This window comes from Limnothrix sp. HT2024 (genome assembly GCF_059138625.1).
In genome coordinates this window covers 1,697,151-1,717,967 of the sequence record NZ_CM181121.1, presented here as the reverse complement: position 1 = coordinate 1,717,967, position 20,817 = coordinate 1,697,151, and the positions used below count along the sequence as shown (strand labels likewise).

Here is a 20,817-nt window from a genome sequence, read left to right as displayed (position 1 = left end):
CAGCACAGACCGGCTCGATCGGCTCCTACCCTGGGCCAGATGCTTGCCAAATTCAATCGCTGATTACCCCCCATCCTGACTGCTCTCCCCCCCTGGGAACCTATGGCTAGGGTGATAGAATTTCAAATATTTGTTCGGGACAGCGCCGGAAAGCAGCCGCGCGTAGGTGTTGCAGCTCTCAGTGCAGCCCTCCAGTGATGAGCAACCCGATCTCAGTCAACGTTTTCCGACCGTTACCCACGAGGAGAAAAACTACCTATGCCGCAACTCGAGGCACCCGCTGCGATCGACTACCAAAGTGAAACCTACAAAGATGCCTACAGCCGCATCAATGCGATCGTGATTGAAGGCGAAGACGAAGCTGCCAGCAACTACGTGCGTCTAGCCGAGCTGATGCCCACCCATGCCGAAGAATTGGCTGACCTGGCCAAGATGGAGGCCCGCCACAAAAAAGGCTTCACCGCCTGCGGCAAAAACCTGAACGTGACTCCCGACATGGACTTCGCCAAGAAGTTCTTTTCGGATTTGCACGGCAACTTCCAACAGGCTGCGGCCGGCGGCAACATTGTCACCTGCCTGCTGATCCAAGCGCTGATCATTGAAGCCTTTGCGATCTCGGCTTACAACGTCTACATCCCCCACGCCGATGATTTTGCTCGCAAAATCACGGAAAACGTGGTCAAGGATGAATATCTGCACCTGAACTTTGGCGAGCAATGGCTTAAGGCGAACTTTGAAAGCGCTAAGGCTGAGCTAGAGCGTGCCAATCGCGAAAACCTGGCGATCGTCTGGCGTATGTTGGACGAAGTGGCCGCTGACGCACTGGTGCTGGGTATGGAGAAGGAAGCCTTGATGGAAGACTTCACGATCGCCTATCAAGAAGCGCTGCAAAACATCGGTTTCACCACCCGTGAAACCCTGCGGATGCTGACGGCCGGTTTGGCAGCCGCTGCCGCCTAAGGCGGAGGGCAGGCTTGTGGGGTTCCAGTTTGCACTGGGGCCCCCAGCCCAACTCCCACCGCCTGACCGCCGTGGATTTGCGCCCATCGTGGGGCCATGATTTTCCAAGACTGTTGCTGTGCAGTCTCCGACCTCGATCGTGATGATTTGGCGATCGGGGTCATGTTCTTGAACGCAGTCACCCCAGCCCACAGGCCGATCCTTAGCAGGGCTTGTCAGAGGGCAGGACGCGTGGACGGTCAAAATCAGTAGCCAAAGCGGCTGATTCTGGCCCAAACCGCTGCTTTGATGGCTCTGTGATGGGTTGGTGCAGTGGGTTGGATTCCTGCGCTTCCCTGTTCGTTCCCTTCGTTTCCTTATCCCCCTTCAACCCGTTTAGCAAAGAGATGTTTGGTCTTATCGGTCACTCCCCCAGCTTAGAAAGAACGCACGAAATCGCGCGCGAGTTGGGTCTTCCCGAATGTGCCGATCGGGATTTGGAGTTTTGGTGCAGTGCGCCGCCCCAAGCGGTCGATACCGTGCGGGTGAAGAGCGCCACTGGACAAGAAATCGAAGGTCAGTATATTGACTCGGGATTTTTGCCGGAAATGCTCACCAGCAATCGCGGGAAAACCGCTGTGCGCAAGGTGCTGAACGCAATGGCCCATGCTCAAAAACTGGGGCTGTCGGTGACGGCGCTGGGGGGCTTTTCCTCGATCGTGTTTGAAAATTTCAATTTGTCTCAAACCCGTTTGGTGCGAAATGTGGAGCTAGATTTTGCTCGCTTCACCACCGGCAACACCCACACGGCTTACATCATCTGCCGCCAAGTGGAAGAGATGGCCAAGCGGTTGAACCTGGAACTGTCCCGAGCGACCGTGGCCGTTTGCGGAGCCACAGGCGATATCGGCAGCGCCGTTTGTCAGTGGCTCAATGCCCGCACAAATATCCAAGATTTGCTGTTAATTGCACGCCAGGAAGATCGCCTGCAAGCCCTGCGGGATGATCTGGGACGCGGCAAAATCCTGTCCTTGGAAGAATCTTTGCCCCTGGCGGACATTATCGTTTGGGTGGCCAGTATGCCCAAGGGCGTGGAAATTGATCCGGCGATGCTGAAAAAACCTTGCCTGATCATCGATGGTGGCTATCCAAAAAACATGGGCACCAAAATCCAAGCGCCGGGTGTGCATGTGTTGAGCGGTGGTATTGTGGAGCACACCCTGGACATTGACTCGCGAATCATGCGGGCGATCGGGATGGTGAATCCAAAGCGCCATATCTTTGCCTGCTTTGGAGAATCGATGCTGTTGGAATTTGAGAAGTGGTACACGAACTTTTCGTGGAACCGCAACCAAATCACCATTGAGAAGATGCTGCAAATCGGAGAAGCTTCGATTAAGCACGGTTTCAAACCCTTGTTGCTCGATCCTGTCGGCTAAAGACCCCATGCGCCAGCTTTGGGGCCCCGTTGCCCACCGAGGCCCCTACTGAAGTTGGCAACCACGACCGTTGCGCGATCGCGCCTGTGTTTGACCTATGGCTACTGCAAATCGAAAACCCCTGTATCTGGACTTTGAAAAACCGCTCGTGGATCTGCAAGAGCGCATTGAGCGGATCCGTCGCCTCGCGGAGGAGAACGGGGTGGATGTGAGCGATCAAATCCAGCAGTTGGAGGAGCGATCGCACCAGTTGCGCCAGGAGGTCTACGGCGGTTTGTCGGCGGTGCAGCGGTTGCAAGTGGCTCGCCATCCCCGCCGCCCCAGCACCTTGGACTACATCAACGCCATGACCGATGATTGGCTGGAGCTGCATGGCGATCGGCGTGGGGGAGATGACCCGGCGATCGTGGGCGGTGTGGCCAGTTTGGACGGAATGCCCGTGGTGATTTTGGGCCACCAAAAAGGCCGCGATACCAAAGACAATGTGGCTCGGAATTTTGGCATGGCAACCCCCGGCGGCTATCGCAAGGCCATGCGCCTGATGGAACATGCCGATCGATTCGGAATGCCGATTATTACCTTTATTGACACGCCCGGTGCTTGGGCGGGGGTCGATGCCGAGCGGCTCGGCCAAGGCGAGGCGATCGCCTATAACCTGCGGGAAATGTTCCGGCTCAATGTGCCCATTCTTTGCACCATCATTGGCGAAGGCGGCTCCGGCGGGGCCCTGGGAATTGGCGTTGGCGACTGGCTGATGATGTTTGAGCACTCGGTCTACACCGTGGCTTCGCCGGAAGCTTGCGCCTCAATTTTGTGGCGAGATGCGGGCAAAGCAGCCCAAGCCGCCGAAGCCTTGAAGATTACGGCGCGTGATCTAAAGGATTTGGGGATCTTGGATGAAATTTTGGCAGAACCCCTGGGCGGGGCCCACTCCAACCCGCTGGAAACGGCCGAAACCCTGAAGCAGGGGATCGTGCGGGCCCTGGAACAACTCCTGAGCCTCTCGCCCCAGGCCCGGCGCGATCGCCGCTATCAGAAATTCCGCAAGATTGGTCAATTCACCGAAGGGCCGATCGAATCGCTGGCGACCTCCGCTTCGTAGCCGTTGCCTTGGGCAGATCCAGCATTGAAATGACGACGGGCCCTAAATGCCTTGTCTGTATCGGATCATAGAAATCAGCACCCTGTATTTTTCCTGTGGGGATCAGTCTCGCAGGGGCCTTGGAGGTATCTATGAGCGATGCGACCAGCGGCGTGATCGACAGTGCGATCGCCCCATCCATGGAGTTTTTTGATGGGGTGGTTGAAGATCCCAGCAACGTGAGCCTGCGACGGGATCCGGCCACGGGTGCAAAGATCGTGATGATGGTTTTTGAGCAACTGAACTGCATTGAACGCTTCCGGGCCGTGACCAATCGGTTTTCCGGGAGTCTGCGCCTGCGAGATGAGGAAGGCGACATTTTGGTAGAACCTTCCAGCGTGCGGTTCATCTTCGGCGGGCCCGAAGGGGATGATTTCGAGCGGTTTGAATGTCAATTTCGGATTGAAATCCCAGAGCAGTGGGATCGGTTCATGCGGTTCATGAATCGCTATGCCGATGCCAATGGGATGGGTTATGCCCCGCGCTAGGAGATCGCCATGGCCGGCGATCGGGTGGGTGAATCAACGGCTAATTCATGGGGGCTGATCGACAAATCGACAATGGATCGACAATAGGATGAGTCGATCTTTAGGCATGGATGATGCGTTCTCGGGATCTGAGTCATTCAAAGCTACTCAGCCAAAATCAACCAGATCCGTTGCGCCAATCCATTCAATACAGATCCCTCGTTTCTACCGTTTTTCTGGCGAAGAGTCCCCATGAAAGTTGCAATCACTGGAGCAACCGGTTTCATTGGCCGTGCCTTGGTGCAGCGGTTGAATCAGCAAGGGGATTCCCTGGTGCTTTTCAGTCGCGATCGGGCAAGGGCGGAGCGCTGTTTTCCCCGATCGGCCTTTCCCAACCTGTCGATTGTGGGCTATGAACCCACGGCCGCTGGCGATTGGCAACAGGCGATCGCGGGGTGCGATGGGGTGGTGAACCTGGCCGGTGCGCCGATCGCGGAAGGTCGCTGGACTACGGCCCGCAAGCAGGAAATTTTGGACAGTCGCCAACTGGGAACTCGGCGGATTGTGGAGGCGATCGCGGCGGCCAATCCCAAACCCACCGTTTTGGTGAACTCCTCCGCGATCGGGTTTTATGGCCCCAGCGAAACCGCCACCTTCACCGAGGCCAGCAATGCCGGCCAGGGCTTTTTGGCCCAGGTTTGCCAAGCTTGGGAAGCGGAAGCCCAGTCCATCACGGCCCAGCAAACCCGGTTGGTGATTTTGCGCACGGGCATTGTGCTGGGAGATGGGGGTGCGCTGGGAAAAATGCTGCCGGTGTTTCGGGCCTTTGCGGGCGGCCCCTTAGGCACGGGTGAACAGTGGTTTTCCTGGATTCATTTGATGGACATGGTGAACCTGATTGAGCGATCGCTCAAGGATCCCAGCTTTAGCGGGGTTTATAACGCCACGGCTCCCAAGCCGGTGCGGATGGGTGAACTGTGCCAGGTGCTCGGCAATTTGCTGAATCGCCCCTCTTGGCTGCCGGTACCTGCCTTTGCGCTGGATCTATTGCTGGGGGAAGCAGCTCAAGTGGTGCTGGAAGGTCAATGTGTACTGCCCGATCGGGCCCAACAGGCGGGTTTCCAGTTTGACTATGGGGACTTGTCGGCGGCCTTACGCGCGATCGTCTAGGACATGCCAGGGCCGGGGGAACCAGAATCGCAACTGCCCCCGCTGCCCGGTGGCGTTTGCTGTTGATTAACCCTATCCCCTCCGCCATGTCTCCTCGCACGCTGGATCTGAGCGATCGCCTCTATGACTATTTGTTGGCCGTGTCCCTGCGGGAAGCGCCAATTTTGCAGGAACTGCGCCAGGTGACCGCTCGCCACCCCGCCGCCCAAATGCAAATTGCGCCGGAACAGGGCCAGTTCATGGCCCTGTTGGTGCAGCTAATTGGGGCTGAGCGGGCGATCGAGGTGGGCACCTTCACGGGCTACAGCACCCTTTCGGTCGCCTTAGCCATGCCCGATCGGGGGCGGATTGTGGCCTGCGATGTGAGCGCCAACGACACCGCGATCGCCCAGGAATTTTGGCAGCGGGCCGGCGTTGCCCACAAAATCGATCTGCGAATTGCGCCGGCCCTCGAAACGCTCGATCGATTGTTGGCGGACGGTCAGGCCGATCTCTTCGACTTCGCCTTCATTGACGCGGACAAAAAAAATTACCCCAACTATCTCGATCGCTGTTTAGCCCTGGTGCGACCCGGCGGCCTGATCGCCATTGACAATGTGCTGTGGGCCGGGCGCGTGGTCGATCCCACCAACCAGGAAAACAACACGGAAGCGATTCGCGAATTCAACGCTCGGCTGCACCAAGACCCTCGGGTGGATTTAAGCCTCGTCCCGATCGGGGATGGGATGACCCTCGCTCGCCGCCGTCCCTGCCCAAATCTGGCAAGCTAGACATGGGCCGCCCCTTTTGGGGAAATCAATTGCCCAACTCGATGATCCTGTCCATTGCTGAATGACCGCTTGGTTGCCTTTGCCATGACCCTGCCCCTATCCCTCCCGATCGCCCTTGGCCTGTTCGTTGGTTTGCCCCTTTTGGGTCTGGCGTTGTATTTGTGGTCTCCCCGGAAGTACCAGTCCGCCAACTCCGTCGCCAACGCCTATGACGAATGGACCACAGACGGCATTTTGGAATTTTATTGGGGTGAGCATATCCATTTGGGTCACTATGGCTCCCCTCCGCGCCGCAAGGACTTTCTGGTGGCGAAAGCGGATTTTGTCCATGAAATGGTGCGTTGGGGCCAGCTCGATCGCCTGCCAGCCGGCACAACCCTGCTGGATGTGGGCTGCGGCATTGGCGGCAGCAGTCGCATTTTGGCCAAGGACTACGGCTTTCAAGTCACAGGCATTACGATCAGTCCCCAGCAAGTAGCCCGGGCCCAATCCTTGACCCCGCCCGATGTGACGGCGCAATTCGCGGTGGATGATGCCATGGCCCTGTCGTTCCCCGATGCCAGCTTTGATGTGGTTTGGTCGATCGAAGCGGGGCCCCACATGCCCGACAAGGCCGTTTTTGCCAAGGAATTGCTGCGAGTGCTCAAGCCCGGCGGAATTCTGGTGGTGGCTGACTGGAACCAGCGGGACGATCGACAAGTGCCCCTCAATGGCTGGGAGCGCCCCGTGATGAAACAACTGCTGGAGCAATGGGCCCACCCGGCCTTCGCCAGCATTGAAGGCTTTGCCGAAGCCCTGGCCGCCACGGGTCTCACGGACGGCGATGTGGTGACGGCTGATTGGACTCCTGAAACCTTGCCCTCTTGGCTCGACTCCATCTGGCAAGGGGTAGCCAGACCCGCCGGCCTGATCAAGTTTGGCATTCCCGGCCTGGTGAAATCCTTGCGGGAAGTGCCCACCTTGCTGCTGATGCGCTTGGCTTTTGGGGCCGGGCTTTGTCGGTTTGGCATGTTCCGAGCGGTGCGGGCGGCGGCTCCGGTTTCGGTTGAACTGGCCAAGGCTGCCACCACTCGTTAGGGCAAAAGGCTCGCTCAAGTCGATCGCCCAAATCGATCGCCCAAATCGATTGCCCAATCTCATGCCCAATCCGACGCTCCTTGCAAGTCATGCTTTTTCCCAATCCTGTGCCGAGTCCCGCCGGGTGGCAACTGTTCCGCTGGCTGTTTGATCCGCTGACTTTTTTGGATCAATGCACCGATCGGTGGGGATCCACGTTTTCCCTGGGGCTGGTCACCGGGTTGCGCATGACCCTCGTGGCTGATCCAGAGGCGATCGCGGATGTGTTTGCCCTGGATCCCAACCGGATTGAAAGTGGTTCCATGAATTATCTGCTGGAGCCGTTGGTGGGTCTCAATTCCCTGTTGTTATTGGATGGCAATCCCCACCGTCGTCACCGCAAGTTGCTGTTGCCACCGTTCCATGGCGAACGGATGACAGCCTATGGGCGGCTGATTTGTGACTTGACCCGCCAACAGGCGGCGGATTGGGGATCGCAAAAGGTGATTGCCGGGCGCAAGGTAACCCAAGTCATTACGCTGAAAACCATCCTGAAAGCGGTGTTTGGGCTAGTGGATGGCGATCGCTATGGCCAAATTCAAGTTTTGGCTACCAAAATTCTGGACTTGTTGGGATCGCCCCTCACCTCTAGCCTATTGTTTTTGCCGTCCCTGCAACGGGATTGGGGCCCCTGGAGTCCTTGGGGCTATTTTCTGAAGTTGCGGCATCAGCTTGATGCGCTGCTCTATGGGGAAATTACCGATCGCCGCGCTGAACAGAGCCATGCTCAACAGGATGCTGCTCAACCGGGCCAATCCCCCAATCGGGGGCCGAGCGATCGCACCGATATTTTGAGTTTGTTGTTGGCGGCTCGGGATGAGGCGGGCCAGCCCATGAGCGATGAGGAAATTCGCGACGAATTAATGACCCTGTTGCTGGCGGGCCATGAAACCACCGCCACCTCCTTGGCTTGGGCCCTGTGGTGGGTGACGCAGTTTCCGGCCATGGGCGATCGAATTCGGGCGGAAATTGCCGAACTGGGGCCGGATCCGGAACCGATGGCGATCGCCAAACTGCCCTACCTGAACGCCTTTTGCCAGGAAACCTTACGCATTTATCCCGTGGCCCTGATTGGCAGTCCGCGCCGCCTGCTAAAGCCCACGACGATCGGGGGACATGACTATCCCGCTGGGGCCATTGTCTCGCCCAACATTTACAGCGCTCACCGCCGGCCGGATTTGTATCCCAACCCAACCCAGTTCCAACCCGAACGATTTTTGGAGCGATCGTTCAGCAATTCGGAATTTTTGACCTTTGGCGGCGGCAACCGAAGTTGCATTGGCATGGCCTTTGCCCAGTTTGAAATGAAGTTGGTGTTGGCAACGCTGCTGATGGATTGGTCGGTGGCCTATGCCGGGGTGGTTCCGCCCCGCCCGGCCCGCCGAGGGGTGACCGTGGGACCCAATGGGCCGCTGCGATTGCGGATGACCCGGCGTGATCGGGTGACTCCTGCCCCAGTGCTCCTGCCCCAAACGGTGGCCTAGGACTGATCATCAGGGGATGAATTGTGGGGCCGCGACCCGAGCAAGCCGGCCCAAGCAAGCCTGGCTGTGCCATAGGCCGCCTCCGTCTGCCTGGCCGATCGCACGGGGCAACCCAAATGGCGCGATCGAATGGCCGTCCAAACATCGTTTTTTGCCCCACCGCCGGCCGTCTGCACTGATTGCAGCGGGCTGGCTCCCAACTGCTGCAATAGCTGATAGCCTTCGGCCTCAATTCGGGCTAAACCCTCCAAAATGCCTTGCAAAAAGGCGGTGGGATCCGTCGGTCGGGGCGTGAGACGCGGGGGCAGGTGGGGATCGCAAATGGGGAAGCGATCGCCCGGCTCCAGTAGGGGGTAATAGTCGAGGGGGCTGGGCTGCTGGGGATCAATTTGGGCACTGAGCCGTTGTAAATCTTGGTCAGAAAAGAAGTGCCGCAACACTCGGCCGCCCGCATTGGAAGCCCCGCCCACCAACCAGCGATCGGCTGAAGGGGGGCGAGAGGTCTTGCTACCACCCACAGGGGCCAAGCGGGCCATTAACGATCGCCCCAGAAAGTGGCTATAGACCCCATGAGCGCGATCGGCCACGGGCTGCTCGCTCAGTAATTTAATTGCCAGGGTCGATCCCAAGGAAGTGACTGCCTGGCCAGGTTCCTGGACTTCGCTGGCCAAAAATGCCGCAATACTATCGGTCGTACCGGTGCAAATTTGGCAATCGATCGGGAAATCCCAGCGATCGGCCCACTGGGGCAAAATGGTTCCGATCGCCTGGCCCGGTTGGGCAATTTGGGGCAGTGATGGCGCAATATCCAAATCGCACAACCATTGGGGATAGGTTTGGCGGATGGGGTTGCCCCCCAATTTCAGCGCGTTGTGATAGTCCGTAATCCCGAATTGGCCGTGCAGTTGGGCCCCGAGCCAATCCGCTTGATGTAGCAATTGGGGCGGATCTGCCGTGGGCCATTGACCGTCGAATCGCGTTGCTCGCCACCAGAGCAGCTTGGCCAGGCTGGAGGTGGCACTGTGGGTGACGTGATCTGCTGGGGCGATCGCGGCAATCTGGGGCAAAACGGATTGGCCCCGATCGTCATCGTAGGCGAGGGGATCGGTCAGAGGGTGACCCTGGCGATCGCACAGCAGCACCGTTCCCGATGTGCCATTAATGGCGATCGCCCCCGTTTGTTGCCGCACCGATCGGGGCAAATCCGCCAGCAGGGCCGTCAATTGCGCCAACCAATCGGCTGCATTCCCCAATCCCGTCCCCGATGCGCTCACCTGTGCCTGAGCCACCACCGATCCCCATCGATCGACCACCATGGCCCGGGCCCCGGAGGTTCCAAAATCAATGCCCATCGCCAACCGGTTGGCCCATCGTTCATCGAGGTTCCAATCCATACCCATGGTTCCTAGTGGGTTCACTGCCAGTGCGTTAAGTTGAAGCTTGATTGCTGCCTTTGCCCAATTTTGCTCCTATGCCTCAGCCGATCGCGCCTTCTGCCACCTCGCCTCAGGAATTGGTGAAAACCCAGCACGACTTTTTCAAGTTGGGCTACACCCGCGATGTGGATTATCGGCTGCGACGGCTTCAGGATCTGCGCCGGGCCATTGAAGAACAGCAGGATCAGCTCCTACGGGCCTTGCAGATGGATTTGGGCAAACCTCCCTTTGAAGCGGTGCTGGCGGAGTTGGAATTTTGCCTATTGGAAATTGACCAGGCCCTCAAGCATCTGCGGAGCTGGGTTAAGCCTCGATCGGTCGGGTTGCCTGTCACCCTCTGGCCCGGTCGGGCCAAGGTGCAGCGGGAGCCGTTGGGGGTGGTGTTGATTATGGGGGCTTGGAACTATCCCGTGCAGTTGACCTTGGGGCCGCTGGTGGGGGCGATCGCGGCGGGCAACTGCGCGGTGATTAAGCCCTCGGAGGTTGCTCCCCAGAGTTCTCGGGCGATCGCGGATTTAATTCGCCGGGCCTTTGACCCAATGTATGTGGCGGTGGCGGAAGGGGGAATTCAAATCAGCCAAGCTCTGCTGGAGGAACCCTTCGATCATATTTTTTATACGGGTGGCCCCACGGTGGCGAAGGTGGTGATGGCCTACGCGGCCCAGCGACTCACACCGGTCACCCTGGAGCTGGGGGGCAAAAATCCCTGCATTCTCGATCGCTCGGCCGATTTCCCGATCGCGGCCCGGCGAATTGTTTGGGGCAAGTTTTTCAATGCAGGACAAAGCTGCTTGGCCCCTGACTATGTGTTGGTGCCGCGCGATCGGGAAGCGGAGTTTCTGGCGTTGGCCCAAGGGGCCATCACCGACTTTTTTGGCCCTACTCCCAGCCTCAGCCCCGATTTTGCCCGCATCGCCAATGACTATCACCTAGAACGGCTATTGCGGCTGATTCCCGGCTCGGGCCAGAGGGTGGTGGGCGGGGATGCGGATCCGGTGCAGCGCTACTTGGCCCCAACCCTGTTGGCGGCGGTGCAGTGGAACGATCCCGTGATGCAAGAGGAGATTTTTGGGCCCATTTTGCCGGTGTTGGCCTACGACCACTTGGACGGGGCGATCGCCCAAATCAATGCCCGACCCCATCCTTTGGCCTGCTATGTGTTTGCCAATGATCGCACCATCAGCCAAGCGATCGGCCGGGAAACCACCTCGGGATCCCTTTGTGTGAATGATTTGTTGGTGCAAGCCACCGTGCCCGATTTGCCCTTCGGCGGCGTGGGAGCCAGCGGCATGGGTCGCTATCACGGCCGGGCTGGGTTTGAGCTATTTTCCTATCAGCGCAGCCACCTGTGGCGATCGGCCAAACCGGAATTTCCGATGCGCTATCCGCCCTACGACGACAACAAATTAGCTTGGCTGTCGCGATTGCGGTCTTAACCGTCCCTTAAGCCCAAGGAAATATTAGGGGCGATCGTGATCGTGATCACCCCCTGTAGAATAGGATGCTGCAAGTTAGCCCAGCCCACTCCTAAATCACCCAATCGCAGATCCTCAGTGATTTGTCGCGATTTTGGCTGGCAACTTTGGGCCAAACCCTCGCTTCGTCAACCCGCAGCGAACTAGACCTTTCCTATCTGCCAACCGCACACTCGCCCCATGCCGAAGGTACTTGTCTCCGACCCGATCGACAAAGCCGGCCTCGACATTCTGTCGCAAGTGGCCCAAGTCGATGTCCGCACCGGCCTGCCCGAAGATGAGCTGGTGCAAATCATCGGTGAATATGACGCGCTCATGATTCGATCGGGTACCCGCGTCACTGCCCGTGTAATCGAAGCCGGCCAAAGCCTGAAAATCATTGGCCGCGCTGGGGTCGGAGTCGATAACGTGGATGTGCCCGCCGCCACCCGCCAAGGGGTTGTGGTTGTGAACTCGCCGGAAGGCAACACGATCGCCGCCGCTGAGCACGCCCTGGCCATGATGCTGTCCATGTCGCGCTACATCCCTGCCGCCAACGAGTCCACCAAGGCCGGCAACTGGGATCGCAAAAACTTCACGGGCGTGGAAGTTTACAAAAAGACCCTCGGGGTTTTGGGGTTGGGCAAAATTGGCTCCCATGTGGCCTCCTGCGCCAAGGCCATGGGCATGAAGCTGCTGGCCTATGACCCCTTCATTTCCAAGGAGCGCGCCGAGCAGTTGGGTTGTCGCTTGGTGGATTTGGACTTGCTGTTCCGTGAGTCGGATTTCATCACCCTGCACATGCCGAAAACGCCGGAAACGGCCAACCTGATCAATGCTGAAGCGTTGGCCAAGATGAAGCCGACGGTGCGGATCGTCAACTGCGCCCGGGGCGGCATCATCGATGAGCAAGCGCTCTATGAAGCCCTGAAGGAAAATCGAATTGGCGGCGCGGCCCTTGATGTGTTTGTGGATGAGCCGCTGGGAGATTCACCCCTCAAGAGCTTGGGTAAAGAAGTGGTGCTGACTCCGCACTTGGGCGCTTCCACGGAAGAGGCTCAGGTGAATGTGGCGATCGACGTGGCGGAGCAAATCCGCGATGTGCTGCTGGGTCTGCCGGCGCGATCGGCTGTGAACATTCCGGGTCTTTATCCCGATGTGATGGAGCAACTGCGGCCTTACCTGAAGTTGGCGGAAACCCTGGGCACTTTGGTGAGCCAACTGGCTGGCGGCCGGGTGGAATCCCTGACGGTGCGTCTGCAAGGGGAATTGGCGGAAAAAGACAGCAAACCGATCACGATCGCGGCCCTGAAAGGCCTGCTGTCCCAGGCCCTGCGGGAACGGGTGAACTACGTCAACGCCAGCATTGAAGCCAAGGAGCGGGGCATCCGGGTGATTGAAACCCGCGATTCCTCCGTCCGGGACTACACCGGCTCGCTGCACCTGTCGGCGGTGGGTTCGCTGGGTGAACATTCGGCCACGGCCACCCTGCTGAGTGACGGCGAAATCCACATCACCGGAATTGATGATTTCCCGATTAACGTCACTCCCACCCGCTACATGCTGCTGACCAAGCACCGGGATATGCCGGGGATCATTGGGAAAATCGGCTCGCTGCTGGGGAGCTTCAATGTGAATATCGCCAGTATGCAGGTGGGCCGCAAGATTGTGCGCGGCGATGCGGTGATGGTGCTGAGCATTGATGATCTGTTGCCCGATGGTCTGCTCGAAGAGATTGTGAAGGTTCCGGGCATCCGCGATGCTTTCACGGTGGTGCTTTAGCGATCGCTCAAATTAGGGTTGGGAAACCCAACCCCTACGGCGGTGGAAATGATGACGGATCCTAGGGCCTGTCGTCAAATCGCCCAAAATCTTGATTCCACCGTTGGCAGATCGTGGGGGACAAGGGGCTTAAGCCCCTTGTTACGACGACTGGGACATGGAAAATCAACCGTTTAACCGCTTTTGCTGGATTCTAGGAAATGACGACAAACCCTAGGCTTCTTTGCTGAAAAACATCCGGAGCTAATGACTGGAGGGCTGAAAACCACTCCATGTAGATGCACCCCGATTGAAACCTCGATTGCTGGCTGGCCCAGCTCGAGGTTTTTTCTTGAGCAAAAATCGACTGATCAGTAGGCCGATGGGCTAACCCATGAGCAAGCCTATGAGCAAAATTAATGGTCACTCCCTGACAAAAAAACTAGGCGATCGGGCCTGACCCTGCTACCATACGGCCTAAGTTTTGTTACAAAGACAACAGTTTGCTGGTCGCATCTTTATTGATGCTGCTCACCGAGTCTGGCTGAGTCTAGCTGGATAAAACCTAAAAGGGGTCGGCAATTGGTCGGAGCAACGGCAAAACCGGATAACCGATTAAGCGCGATCCGTAACGTTGGCAGGCTGTCCTATACCCATTTGGCTTCGATCGCCCGATCGATCCCAATCATTTCACTGTGGTGTGAGTCTCAAGCCAGAACCACTGCCGAAGGGAGTTTCACGCTCAAAGCTTTTACGCTTTCGTGCATTGGTCTAAGATTCCCTTCAGTTTGAAGCTCAACCAGTTCAACCACGTTAACGACCAGCAAACCTGAAACCGGGAGGCAAACGTGCTGCGTTTGGAACGCATCCAAAAAATTTACCCAACGGGCCAAGTCCTGCGGGATGTGAGCTGGGAGGTCAAGCCCGGCGATCGGGTTGGGTTAGTTGGTGTGAATGGGGCAGGTAAATCCACCCAACTCAAAATCATCATGGGTGAGATTGAGCCAACGGCCGGGCAAATTATTCGCCCGGCTGATTTGCGCATTGGTTATCTCAACCAAGAGTTTGATGTGGATCCTTGCCGCACGGTGCGCGAAGAACTGTTCTCGGCTTTCACGGAAGCTTGCGAGGTGCAGGATCAAATGCACCAAGTGCAAAACGAGATGGGTGTGGCGGATCCCGATCGCCTAGAAGCGTTGCTGCGCGATCTTGATCGTTTGCAACGCCGGTTTGAAGCCCTTGATGGCTATGGTCTAGAAGCCCGGGTCGATCGATTGTTGCCGGAACTGGGATTTGAGCCGGACGATGGCGATCGGCTGGTCAGTTCCTTCAGTGGCGGCTGGCAAATGCGGATCTGCTTGGGCAAGGTGATGCTGCAAGAGCCGGATCTGTTGCTATTGGACGAGCCGACCAACCACTTGGATCTCGAGTCGATCGAGTGGCTCGAAGGCTACCTAAAGCAACTGGGTAAACCGCTGGTCTTGATTTCCCATGACCGAGAATTTCTCGATCGGCTCTGTACCACCGTTGTGGAAACCGAGCGCGGTGTGTCCACCACCTATCTGGGTAACTATTCCCAATACCTGGCCCAAAAAGAAGAAAATCGCAGCGCCCTCCAAGCGGCCTACGATCGCCAACAAAAGGAGCTAGACAAGCAGCAAGCCTTCGTCGATCGGTTCCGGGCCAGCGCCACCCGCAGCACCCAGGCCAAGAGCCGCGAAAAACAACTAGAAAAAGTGGAGCGCCTCGAAGCTCCCGTGGCCGACGTGCGCACCCTGCGGTTTCGGTTTCCGCCCGCCCCGCGCAGTGGTCGCGAGGTGGTCAAAATTGAAGACCTGACCCACGCTTGGGCCGATAAAATCCTGTTCCTGGGTGCAAACTTAACCGTGGAACGGGGCGATCGGATCGCCTTCTTGGGTCCCAATGGTTGCGGTAAATCCACCCTGTTGCGCATGATCATGGGTCGGGAAACCCCCACCGAGGGAACCGCCCAAATTGGTCAACACAACGTGATCCCCGGGTATTTTGAGCAAAACCAAGCCGAAGCCCTGGATTTACACAAAACCGTCATTGACACCCTGCGGGACGAAGCCCCAGACTGGAAAGAGGAAGAGGTGCGCAGCCTCTTGGGCCGTTTCCTGTTCAGTGGCGAAGCGGTGCTCAAGAAAGTTGAATCCTTGAGTGGGGGCGAAAAGGCGCGTTTAGCCCTCGCCAAAATGCTCGTTCAGCCCGTTAATCTGCTGATTTTGGACGAGCCAACCAACCACTTGGACATTCCTGCAAAAGAAACCCTCGAATCAGCCCTGACGCAATTTGATGGCACTGCCTTGATCGTGTCGCACGATCGATACTTTATTTCGCAAGTTGCCAACAAAATTGTGGAAGTTCGTGAAGGCGAACTGCGCGTTTATCAGGGCAACTATCGCTACTATCTCGACAAGATTGCCGAGGAACAAGAGCAAGCAAAGTTGGCAGCCATTGCCCAAGAGAAAACGGACAAAGCGGCCGCCAAGCGAGAGAAAGAGCGCGAAAAGCAACGGGCCAAGCAGGACGCGAAAAAAGCAAACACCGGTTTGTAAATACCTTGTAACGTCTGGGATGCGCCACAAACCATCCCAGGCTTATAGGTTAAATCTCGGTGCTATTATGGCGGGAAAATTAAGCAAATATGAAGAGCAATCAGAGTATGGTGGAGTCAACTGTCTCCCCTGTCGTGCTGATCATTCTTGACGGCTGGGGCTACCGCGAAGATCGCAACGGTAATGCAATTGCTGAAGCGAAAACCCCGATCGTTGATAGCCTTTGGGCAGCCTATCCCCACACACTGATCCGCACATCAGGCAAGGCGGTTGGACTACCCGAGGGACAAATGGGTAACTCCGAGGTGGGCCACCTGAACATTGGTGCAGGTCGGATTGTGCCCCAAGAGTTGGTTCGCATTTCCGATGCCGTTGAAGACGATTCGATTTTGAACAATCCTGCCTTGGTGGCCACCTGCCAACAGGTGAAGGCCAGTGGCGGCAAGCTCCATCTGATTGGTCTTTGCTCCGATGGGGGTGTGCATTCCCATCTGGATCATGTGGCTGGGTTACTGAAGCTGGCGAAGCAACAGGGAATTACCGAAGTTTGTATTCATGCCATCACCGATGGCCGCGATACTCAGCCCAACAGTGGCATTGAGTTCCTGACGCGACTGCAAGGGCTGCTTGATGACGCGGGGGTGGGGCAAATCACAACGGTTTCCGGGCGCTACTACGCGATGGATCGCGATCGCCGCTGGGATCGGGTGCAAAAAGCCTACCAGGTGATGGCCACGGAGGGCGAGGTGGATGGGCGATCGCCCGTGCAGATCCTTCGGGACTCCTACGCGGAAAAGGTTTTTGATGAGTTCATTCTGCCGGTGCGGGTGGCTCCTGGAGCCGTGGCGGCCCAAGACGGTGTAATTTTCTTCAATTTCCGTCCCGATCGGGCGCGGCAGCTCACCCAAGCGTTCATGGATCCTCAGTTTGATGGGTTTGAGCGTGAATTGGTGCAGCCGATCCATTTCGTCACCTTCACCCAATATGATCCCGAGCTGCCCGTGGCCGTGGCCTTTGCGCCGCAGGATCTGAAAAACATTTTGGGTGAGGTGTTGGCGAATCATCGCCTCCGCCAGTTTCGAGCCGCTGAAACGGAAAAATATGCCCATGTCACCTACTTCTTCAATGGTGGCTTGGAAGATCCCTTTGAAGGGGAAGATCGGGTGTTGATCCCCAGCCCGATGGTGCCAACTTACGATCGCGCGCCGGCCATGTCTGCGGACGCGGTGACCGATGCGGTAGTTTCCGCCATTCAAAAGGAGGTCTACTCCCTGGTGGTGGTGAACTATGCCAATCCGGACATGGTGGGCCACACCGGACAGATGGAAGCAGCCATTCAGGCCATTGAAACGGTTGATCGCTGTTTGGGCCGGGTGTTAACGGCGGTCTCCAAGGTGGGCGGCACGGTGCTGATCACCGCTGACCACGGCAATGCGGAATATATGTTTGATGAAGCGGGTAATCCCTGGACGGCTCACACCACCAACCGTGTCCCGTTTATCGTGGTCGAAGGGGAGCGCCGAAAGGTGGTCGGCCATGGCGGCGATGTTCAGTTGCGGGATGATGGTTGCTTGGCGGATATTGCGCCAACGATTCTGCAATTGCTGAATTTGCCGCAGCCCTCTGAAATGACGGGCAAGTCGATCGTGGCTCCGGCGGCCTATGAAGCCAAGTTGAATCGCACGCCAGTGACAGTGGGCGTTTAGACGCATGGAGGGCCGCTCGGGGTCTCCATCCGGCCGTAAAATGTTGATTCCGCTATTGCTGGGTACAATCCTGCGTTCCCTATGTTGACCACGATTTTGGAAATAATCTGGGCCCTGTCTGCCCTCGGTTTGGTGGTGTTTGTGCTGTTGCACAGCCCCAAGGGCGACGGTCTCGGCGGCATTGGCGGCCAAGCTCAACTGTTTTCGAGCACCAAGAGCGCGGAAGCCACGCTAAATCGCATTACCTGGACGCTGGCTTTGGTGTTCATGGGTTTGGCGGTGGTGCTGAGTGCTGGCTGGCTGAAGGGTTAGGGGCGATCGCCCAATGGGTGGGATGTCCCGCAACCGACAACGATGGCAGAGCGCGATGGTCTACGGGGCGATCGCGCTCTGTTGTGTTTTGGGCTGCCTGGCTTGGAGCGGTTTGGGGCTAGCCGATCGAGGGGGTGACTCGATCGCCCAAGCAACGGAACCACCGCCGGCCCTGCTCTCCCAACTGCCGCCGCCCCAGGTACACCCGCTGCCAACCCGTTTGCAACAGTGGCGCGATCGCCCTGCGGCCCAATCAAGACTTGTTCCGCCGCGTAACGGGGCCAGGGATGACTTCGACCCAGATTCCTTTGGTTCAGATTATTTCGACCAAATTGAACCCTCGATCGTGGGTCACCTGATCTGGTCGCAGTTTCCGATCACCGTTGCCCTGGCCCCCACCCCGCCCCGAGCGGCAGCTTGGCGCAAGGCCGTGACCCAGGCGATCGCTGATTGGCAACCTTATTTATCGCTGCAACTGCTGGATGCGGCGGATTCAACCCCGGCCGACATCACGATCGCCCTGGGCAATCCCACCCTGCGCACGGCGGCCGGCTTGCCCCGAGCCGCCAACGCCCGCACCACCTATGAGTTCTATTGGGATCTGCGGGGCGATCGCCCCCGACTGGCCCACCGATTTACGATCGAGCTGCGGGGCGATCGTGCGTTTGCTCAACTGCTGGGCACAGCTCGCCACGAGTTGGGTCATGCCCTGGGGATTTGGGGCCATAGCCAAAATTCGCGCGATGTTTTATATGCTGCCGCCGTGGCAGACCCGCCCCTCATTTCCGATCGAGATCTGAACACCTTGGTCAAAGTTTATGAACAACCAACGCGCCTCGGTTGGTCTCTAAATTCCTATCAAATTCCCGATTAAAACCATGCCTAATCGTCTGGCCCAAAGTCAAAGTCTTTATCTTCAAAAACACGCCCATAACCCGATCGACTGGTGGCCTTGGTGTGAGGAAGCCCTGGCCCAGGCGAAACAGGAAAATAAACCGATTTTTCTGTCCATCGGCTATTCAAGTTGCCATTGGTGCACGGTGATGGAAGGTGAGGCCTTTTCAGATCCGGCGATCGCGGATTACCTGAATGCCAATTTCTTGCCCATTAAGGTCGATCGGGAAGAGCGCCCCGACATCGACAGTATCTATATGCAAGCGCTGCAAATGATGATTGCTCAGGGGGGCTGGCCGCTGAATATTTGGCTGGATCCCTACGATTTAGTGCCGTTTTATGGGGGAACCTATTTTCCGGTGGAGCCGCGCTACGGCCGGCCAGGATTTTTGCAATTGTTGCAGGCGCTGCGCGATCACTACGACCAACAGCCGGAGCAAGTGGCGCAAATTAAAGGGCAAATTCTGGCAGCCCTGCAACCCACGGTGGATTTGGCCACGGGGGCTAATTTGTTCGATCGCACCCTAGTGGAGCAAGGTTGGCAGGAAAATGCAGCGGTTTTGGCCGAAGGGCGATCGAGCAATCGGTTTCCAATGATTCCCTATGCAGATTTTGTGTTGCGGGGCTATCGGGTCACCAGTCCCGAGCCTTGGAGCGACCAAATTCCAGAAGCCCTGCGTCCCAGTTTGCAACGGGGGGTGGCCCTGGCCCTGGGCGGCATCAACGACCATGTGGGCGGCGGCTTTCATCGCTACACCGTTGATCCCACCTGGACAGTGCCCCATTTTGAAAAAATGCTCTACGACAATGGGCAAATCGTGGCGTTTTTGGCGAACCTGTGGAGCGCGGGGGCCCAAGATCCTTCCCTGCGATCGGGAATTTTTGGGGCGATCGACTGGCTTCGCCGCGAAATGACCAATCCCGACGGCGGCTTCTATGCGGCCCAAGATGCCGACAGCTTCACCGATCCCGCAGCGGCGGAACCGGAAGAAGGGGCATTTTATGTTTGGGGCTGGGATGAACTGGAATCCCTGTTGGAACCGGAAACCCTCTCGGCATTGGTGGAACAGTTCACAGTTTCCGTGCCGGGCAACTTTGAGGGTGTGAATGTGTTGCAGCGGCGATCGGGCGGAACCTTGCCGGATGGGGTGACAGCGGCGCTCGATCGCCTGTTCACGGTGCGTTACGGCCAGCCCCGCGCCCAGTTGGCCCAATTTCCGCCCGCCCGCAACGCCAGCGAGGCTAAAACCGTTGCTTGGCCCGGTCGCATTCCCGCTGTCACCGACACCAAGGCGATCGCCGCTTGGAATGGCCTGATGATTGCCGGGCTGGCCCGGGCGGCCGCTGTGTTTCAGGACTTGCCCGCCTACCAATTAGCGGCCCGAGCGGCCCGCTTTTTGCAGACTCATCACAACTCGGGCGATCGCTTCTATCGGCTGAACTACGACGGGCAACCGGCGATCGGGGCCCAAGCGGAAGACTATGCCGAAGTGATTCGCGGCTTGCTGGAACTGCACCAGGCCGCAACGGCCCTGATCGCCACGGGGCAAATTTCCCCCTCAGAAGCGGATCAGTGGCTGGACTGGGCGACCCAATTACAAACGGAATTTGATCAGTACCTGTGGGATGCCGACCAGGGTGGATATTTCAACGCGGACGATCGCCCGGATTTAATCATTCGCGAGCGGAGCATCATCGACAACGCCACCCCCGCCGCCAACGGCACAGCCCTGGGCAACTTGGTACGCCTGGCCCTGCTCACGGAGAATCTGACCTATCTTGATCGCGCTGAACAGGGCTTTCGCAGTTTCCATCGTTTCTTAAGCGAGCACCCTCGCGCTTGTCCCAGTTTGCTGGCAGCCTTGGATCAGTTCCAGCGGCCCGTGCTGGTGCGGGCCAAGGCGGAAACCCTGGCCCTCTTGGCCCAGCAATATTTGCCGACTACGGTTTTGCGGTTGGATGAGCAATTACCGCAAGGGGCGATCGCCCTGGTGTGCAAAGGGCTAACCTGCTTGCCTGCCGCCACGGATCAAGCTCAACTCTGGTCTCTGTTGAAACAATGCCAGGGGTAGGCTCATGGCGGCTGATCCCAGCTCGCCGGGCTGATGGCCGGTTGCCAAATCGCCCGAAACTCGGATTCCACTTCTAG

At 57.8% G+C, this 20,817-nt stretch carries 16 protein-coding genes; 15 read left to right on the top strand and 1 reads right to left on the bottom strand.

Features of this window, described 5'->3' with window-relative positions; genetic code table 11:
- The first annotated feature begins 258 nt into the window (after positions 1-258).
- From AC2IAX_RS06925 to AC2IAX_RS06890, 8 genes are all read left to right on the top strand, one after another.
- A complete protein-coding gene (locus AC2IAX_RS06925; RefSeq protein WP_494389910.1) occupies positions 259-960 on the top strand; it encodes an aldehyde oxygenase (deformylating) in 702 nt (233 codons plus the stop codon).
- Positions 961-1,346: 386 nt separating this feature from the next.
- Entirely contained in the window at positions 1,347-2,378 is a 1,032-nt protein-coding gene (locus AC2IAX_RS06920; RefSeq protein ID WP_494389909.1) for a long-chain acyl-[acyl-carrier-protein] reductase, read from the top strand.
- 97 nt (positions 2,379-2,475) lie between these two features.
- Positions 2,476-3,480: an acetyl-CoA carboxylase carboxyltransferase subunit alpha gene (locus tag AC2IAX_RS06915; RefSeq protein WP_494389908.1), complete on the top strand. Its 1,005-nt coding sequence runs from the start codon at positions 2,476-2,478 to the stop codon at positions 3,478-3,480.
- A 131-nt stretch (positions 3,481-3,611) separates the two neighbouring features.
- Positions 3,612-4,007 (top strand): photosystem II reaction center protein Psb28, encoded by a 396-nt coding sequence (psb28, locus tag AC2IAX_RS06910; RefSeq protein ID WP_494389907.1) that lies wholly within the window; start codon positions 3,612-3,614, stop codon positions 4,005-4,007.
- A 231-nt stretch (positions 4,008-4,238) separates the two neighbouring features.
- A complete protein-coding gene (gene thyD, locus AC2IAX_RS06905; protein WP_494389906.1) occupies positions 4,239-5,156 on the top strand; it encodes a thylakoid membrane protein ThyD in 918 nt (305 codons plus the stop codon).
- A gap of 86 nt (positions 5,157-5,242) precedes the next feature.
- The gene (locus AC2IAX_RS06900; protein ID WP_494389905.1) at positions 5,243-5,926 is read left to right on the top strand and encodes a class I SAM-dependent methyltransferase; all 684 of its coding nucleotides are present in this window, start codon (positions 5,243-5,245) and stop codon (positions 5,924-5,926) included.
- An 84-nt stretch (positions 5,927-6,010) separates the two neighbouring features.
- Positions 6,011-7,003: a methyltransferase domain-containing protein gene (locus AC2IAX_RS06895; protein ID WP_494389904.1), complete on the top strand. Its 993-nt coding sequence runs from the start codon at positions 6,011-6,013 to the stop codon at positions 7,001-7,003.
- 89 nt (positions 7,004-7,092) lie between these two features.
- Entirely contained in the window at positions 7,093-8,526 is a 1,434-nt protein-coding gene (locus AC2IAX_RS06890) for a cytochrome P450 (RefSeq protein ID WP_494389903.1), read from the top strand.
- Here the strand turns inward: AC2IAX_RS06890 and AC2IAX_RS06885 are convergent.
- Positions 8,523-9,920, bottom strand: a complete 1,398-nt coding sequence (locus AC2IAX_RS06885) for an FGGY-family carbohydrate kinase (RefSeq protein ID WP_494389902.1) — start codon at positions 9,918-9,920, stop codon at positions 8,523-8,525. The genes AC2IAX_RS06890 and AC2IAX_RS06885 overlap by 4 nt on opposite strands.
- A gap of 77 nt (positions 9,921-9,997) precedes the next feature.
- On the opposite strand from AC2IAX_RS06885, the gene AC2IAX_RS06880 reads away from it, so the two are divergent.
- The 7 genes from AC2IAX_RS06880 to AC2IAX_RS06850 all read left to right on the top strand — a co-directional run bounded on the left by AC2IAX_RS06880 (position 9,998) and on the right by AC2IAX_RS06850 (position 20,740).
- Positions 9,998-11,398, top strand: a complete 1,401-nt coding sequence (locus AC2IAX_RS06880) for an aldehyde dehydrogenase family protein (protein WP_494389901.1) — start codon at positions 9,998-10,000, stop codon at positions 11,396-11,398.
- Positions 11,399-11,617: 219 nt separating this feature from the next.
- Entirely contained in the window at positions 11,618-13,198 is a 1,581-nt protein-coding gene (serA, locus tag AC2IAX_RS06875; protein WP_494389900.1) for a phosphoglycerate dehydrogenase, read from the top strand.
- An 827-nt stretch (positions 13,199-14,025) separates the two neighbouring features.
- Positions 14,026-15,756, top strand: coding sequence for an ABC transporter ATP-binding protein (locus tag AC2IAX_RS06870; protein ID WP_494389899.1), 1,731 nt, complete (start codon positions 14,026-14,028; stop codon positions 15,754-15,756).
- A 107-nt stretch (positions 15,757-15,863) separates the two neighbouring features.
- Positions 15,864-17,462: a 2,3-bisphosphoglycerate-independent phosphoglycerate mutase gene (gene gpmI / locus AC2IAX_RS06865; RefSeq protein WP_494389898.1), complete on the top strand. Its 1,599-nt coding sequence runs from the start codon at positions 15,864-15,866 to the stop codon at positions 17,460-17,462.
- Between the two features lie 81 nt (positions 17,463-17,543).
- Positions 17,544-17,774, top strand: a complete 231-nt coding sequence (gene secG / locus AC2IAX_RS06860) for a preprotein translocase subunit SecG (protein WP_099534985.1) — start codon at positions 17,544-17,546, stop codon at positions 17,772-17,774.
- Positions 17,775-17,787: 13 nt separating this feature from the next.
- Positions 17,788-18,648 (top strand): matrixin family metalloprotease, encoded by an 861-nt coding sequence (locus AC2IAX_RS06855; protein WP_494389897.1) that lies wholly within the window; start codon positions 17,788-17,790, stop codon positions 18,646-18,648.
- 4 nt (positions 18,649-18,652) lie between these two features.
- A complete protein-coding gene (locus AC2IAX_RS06850; RefSeq protein ID WP_494389896.1) occupies positions 18,653-20,740 on the top strand; it encodes a thioredoxin domain-containing protein in 2,088 nt (695 codons plus the stop codon).
- Positions 20,741-20,817 lie beyond the last annotated feature (77 nt).

What these genes read in the sequence shown, in the direction of transcription:
- AC2IAX_RS06925 (WP_494389910.1), top strand. Translation starts at nt 259, where the DNA reads ATGCCGCAACTCGAGGCACCCGCTGCGATCGACTACCAAAGTGAAACC.
- AC2IAX_RS06920 (WP_494389909.1), top strand. Translation starts at nt 1,347, where the DNA reads ATGTTTGGTCTTATCGGTCACTCCCCCAGCTTAGAAAGAACGCACGAA.
- AC2IAX_RS06915 (WP_494389908.1), top strand. Translation starts at nt 2,476, where the DNA reads ATGGCTACTGCAAATCGAAAACCCCTGTATCTGGACTTTGAAAAACCG.
- psb28 (WP_494389907.1), top strand. Translation starts at nt 3,612, where the DNA reads ATGAGCGATGCGACCAGCGGCGTGATCGACAGTGCGATCGCCCCATCC.
- thyD (WP_494389906.1), top strand. Translation starts at nt 4,239, where the DNA reads ATGAAAGTTGCAATCACTGGAGCAACCGGTTTCATTGGCCGTGCCTTG.
- AC2IAX_RS06900 (WP_494389905.1), top strand. Translation starts at nt 5,243, where the DNA reads ATGTCTCCTCGCACGCTGGATCTGAGCGATCGCCTCTATGACTATTTG.
- AC2IAX_RS06895 (WP_494389904.1), top strand. Translation starts at nt 6,011, where the DNA reads ATGACCCTGCCCCTATCCCTCCCGATCGCCCTTGGCCTGTTCGTTGGT.
- AC2IAX_RS06890 (WP_494389903.1), top strand. Translation starts at nt 7,093, where the DNA reads ATGCTTTTTCCCAATCCTGTGCCGAGTCCCGCCGGGTGGCAACTGTTC.
- AC2IAX_RS06885 (WP_494389902.1), bottom strand. Translation starts at nt 9,920, where the DNA reads ATGGATTGGAACCTCGATGAACGATGGGCCAACCGGTTGGCGATGGGC.
- AC2IAX_RS06880 (WP_494389901.1), top strand. Translation starts at nt 9,998, where the DNA reads ATGCCTCAGCCGATCGCGCCTTCTGCCACCTCGCCTCAGGAATTGGTG.
- serA (WP_494389900.1), top strand. Translation starts at nt 11,618, where the DNA reads ATGCCGAAGGTACTTGTCTCCGACCCGATCGACAAAGCCGGCCTCGAC.
- gpmI (WP_494389898.1), top strand. Translation starts at nt 15,864, where the DNA reads ATGGTGGAGTCAACTGTCTCCCCTGTCGTGCTGATCATTCTTGACGGC.
- secG (WP_099534985.1), top strand. Translation starts at nt 17,544, where the DNA reads ATGTTGACCACGATTTTGGAAATAATCTGGGCCCTGTCTGCCCTCGGT.
- AC2IAX_RS06855 (WP_494389897.1), top strand. Translation starts at nt 17,788, where the DNA reads ATGGGTGGGATGTCCCGCAACCGACAACGATGGCAGAGCGCGATGGTC.
- AC2IAX_RS06850 (WP_494389896.1), top strand. Translation starts at nt 18,653, where the DNA reads ATGCCTAATCGTCTGGCCCAAAGTCAAAGTCTTTATCTTCAAAAACAC.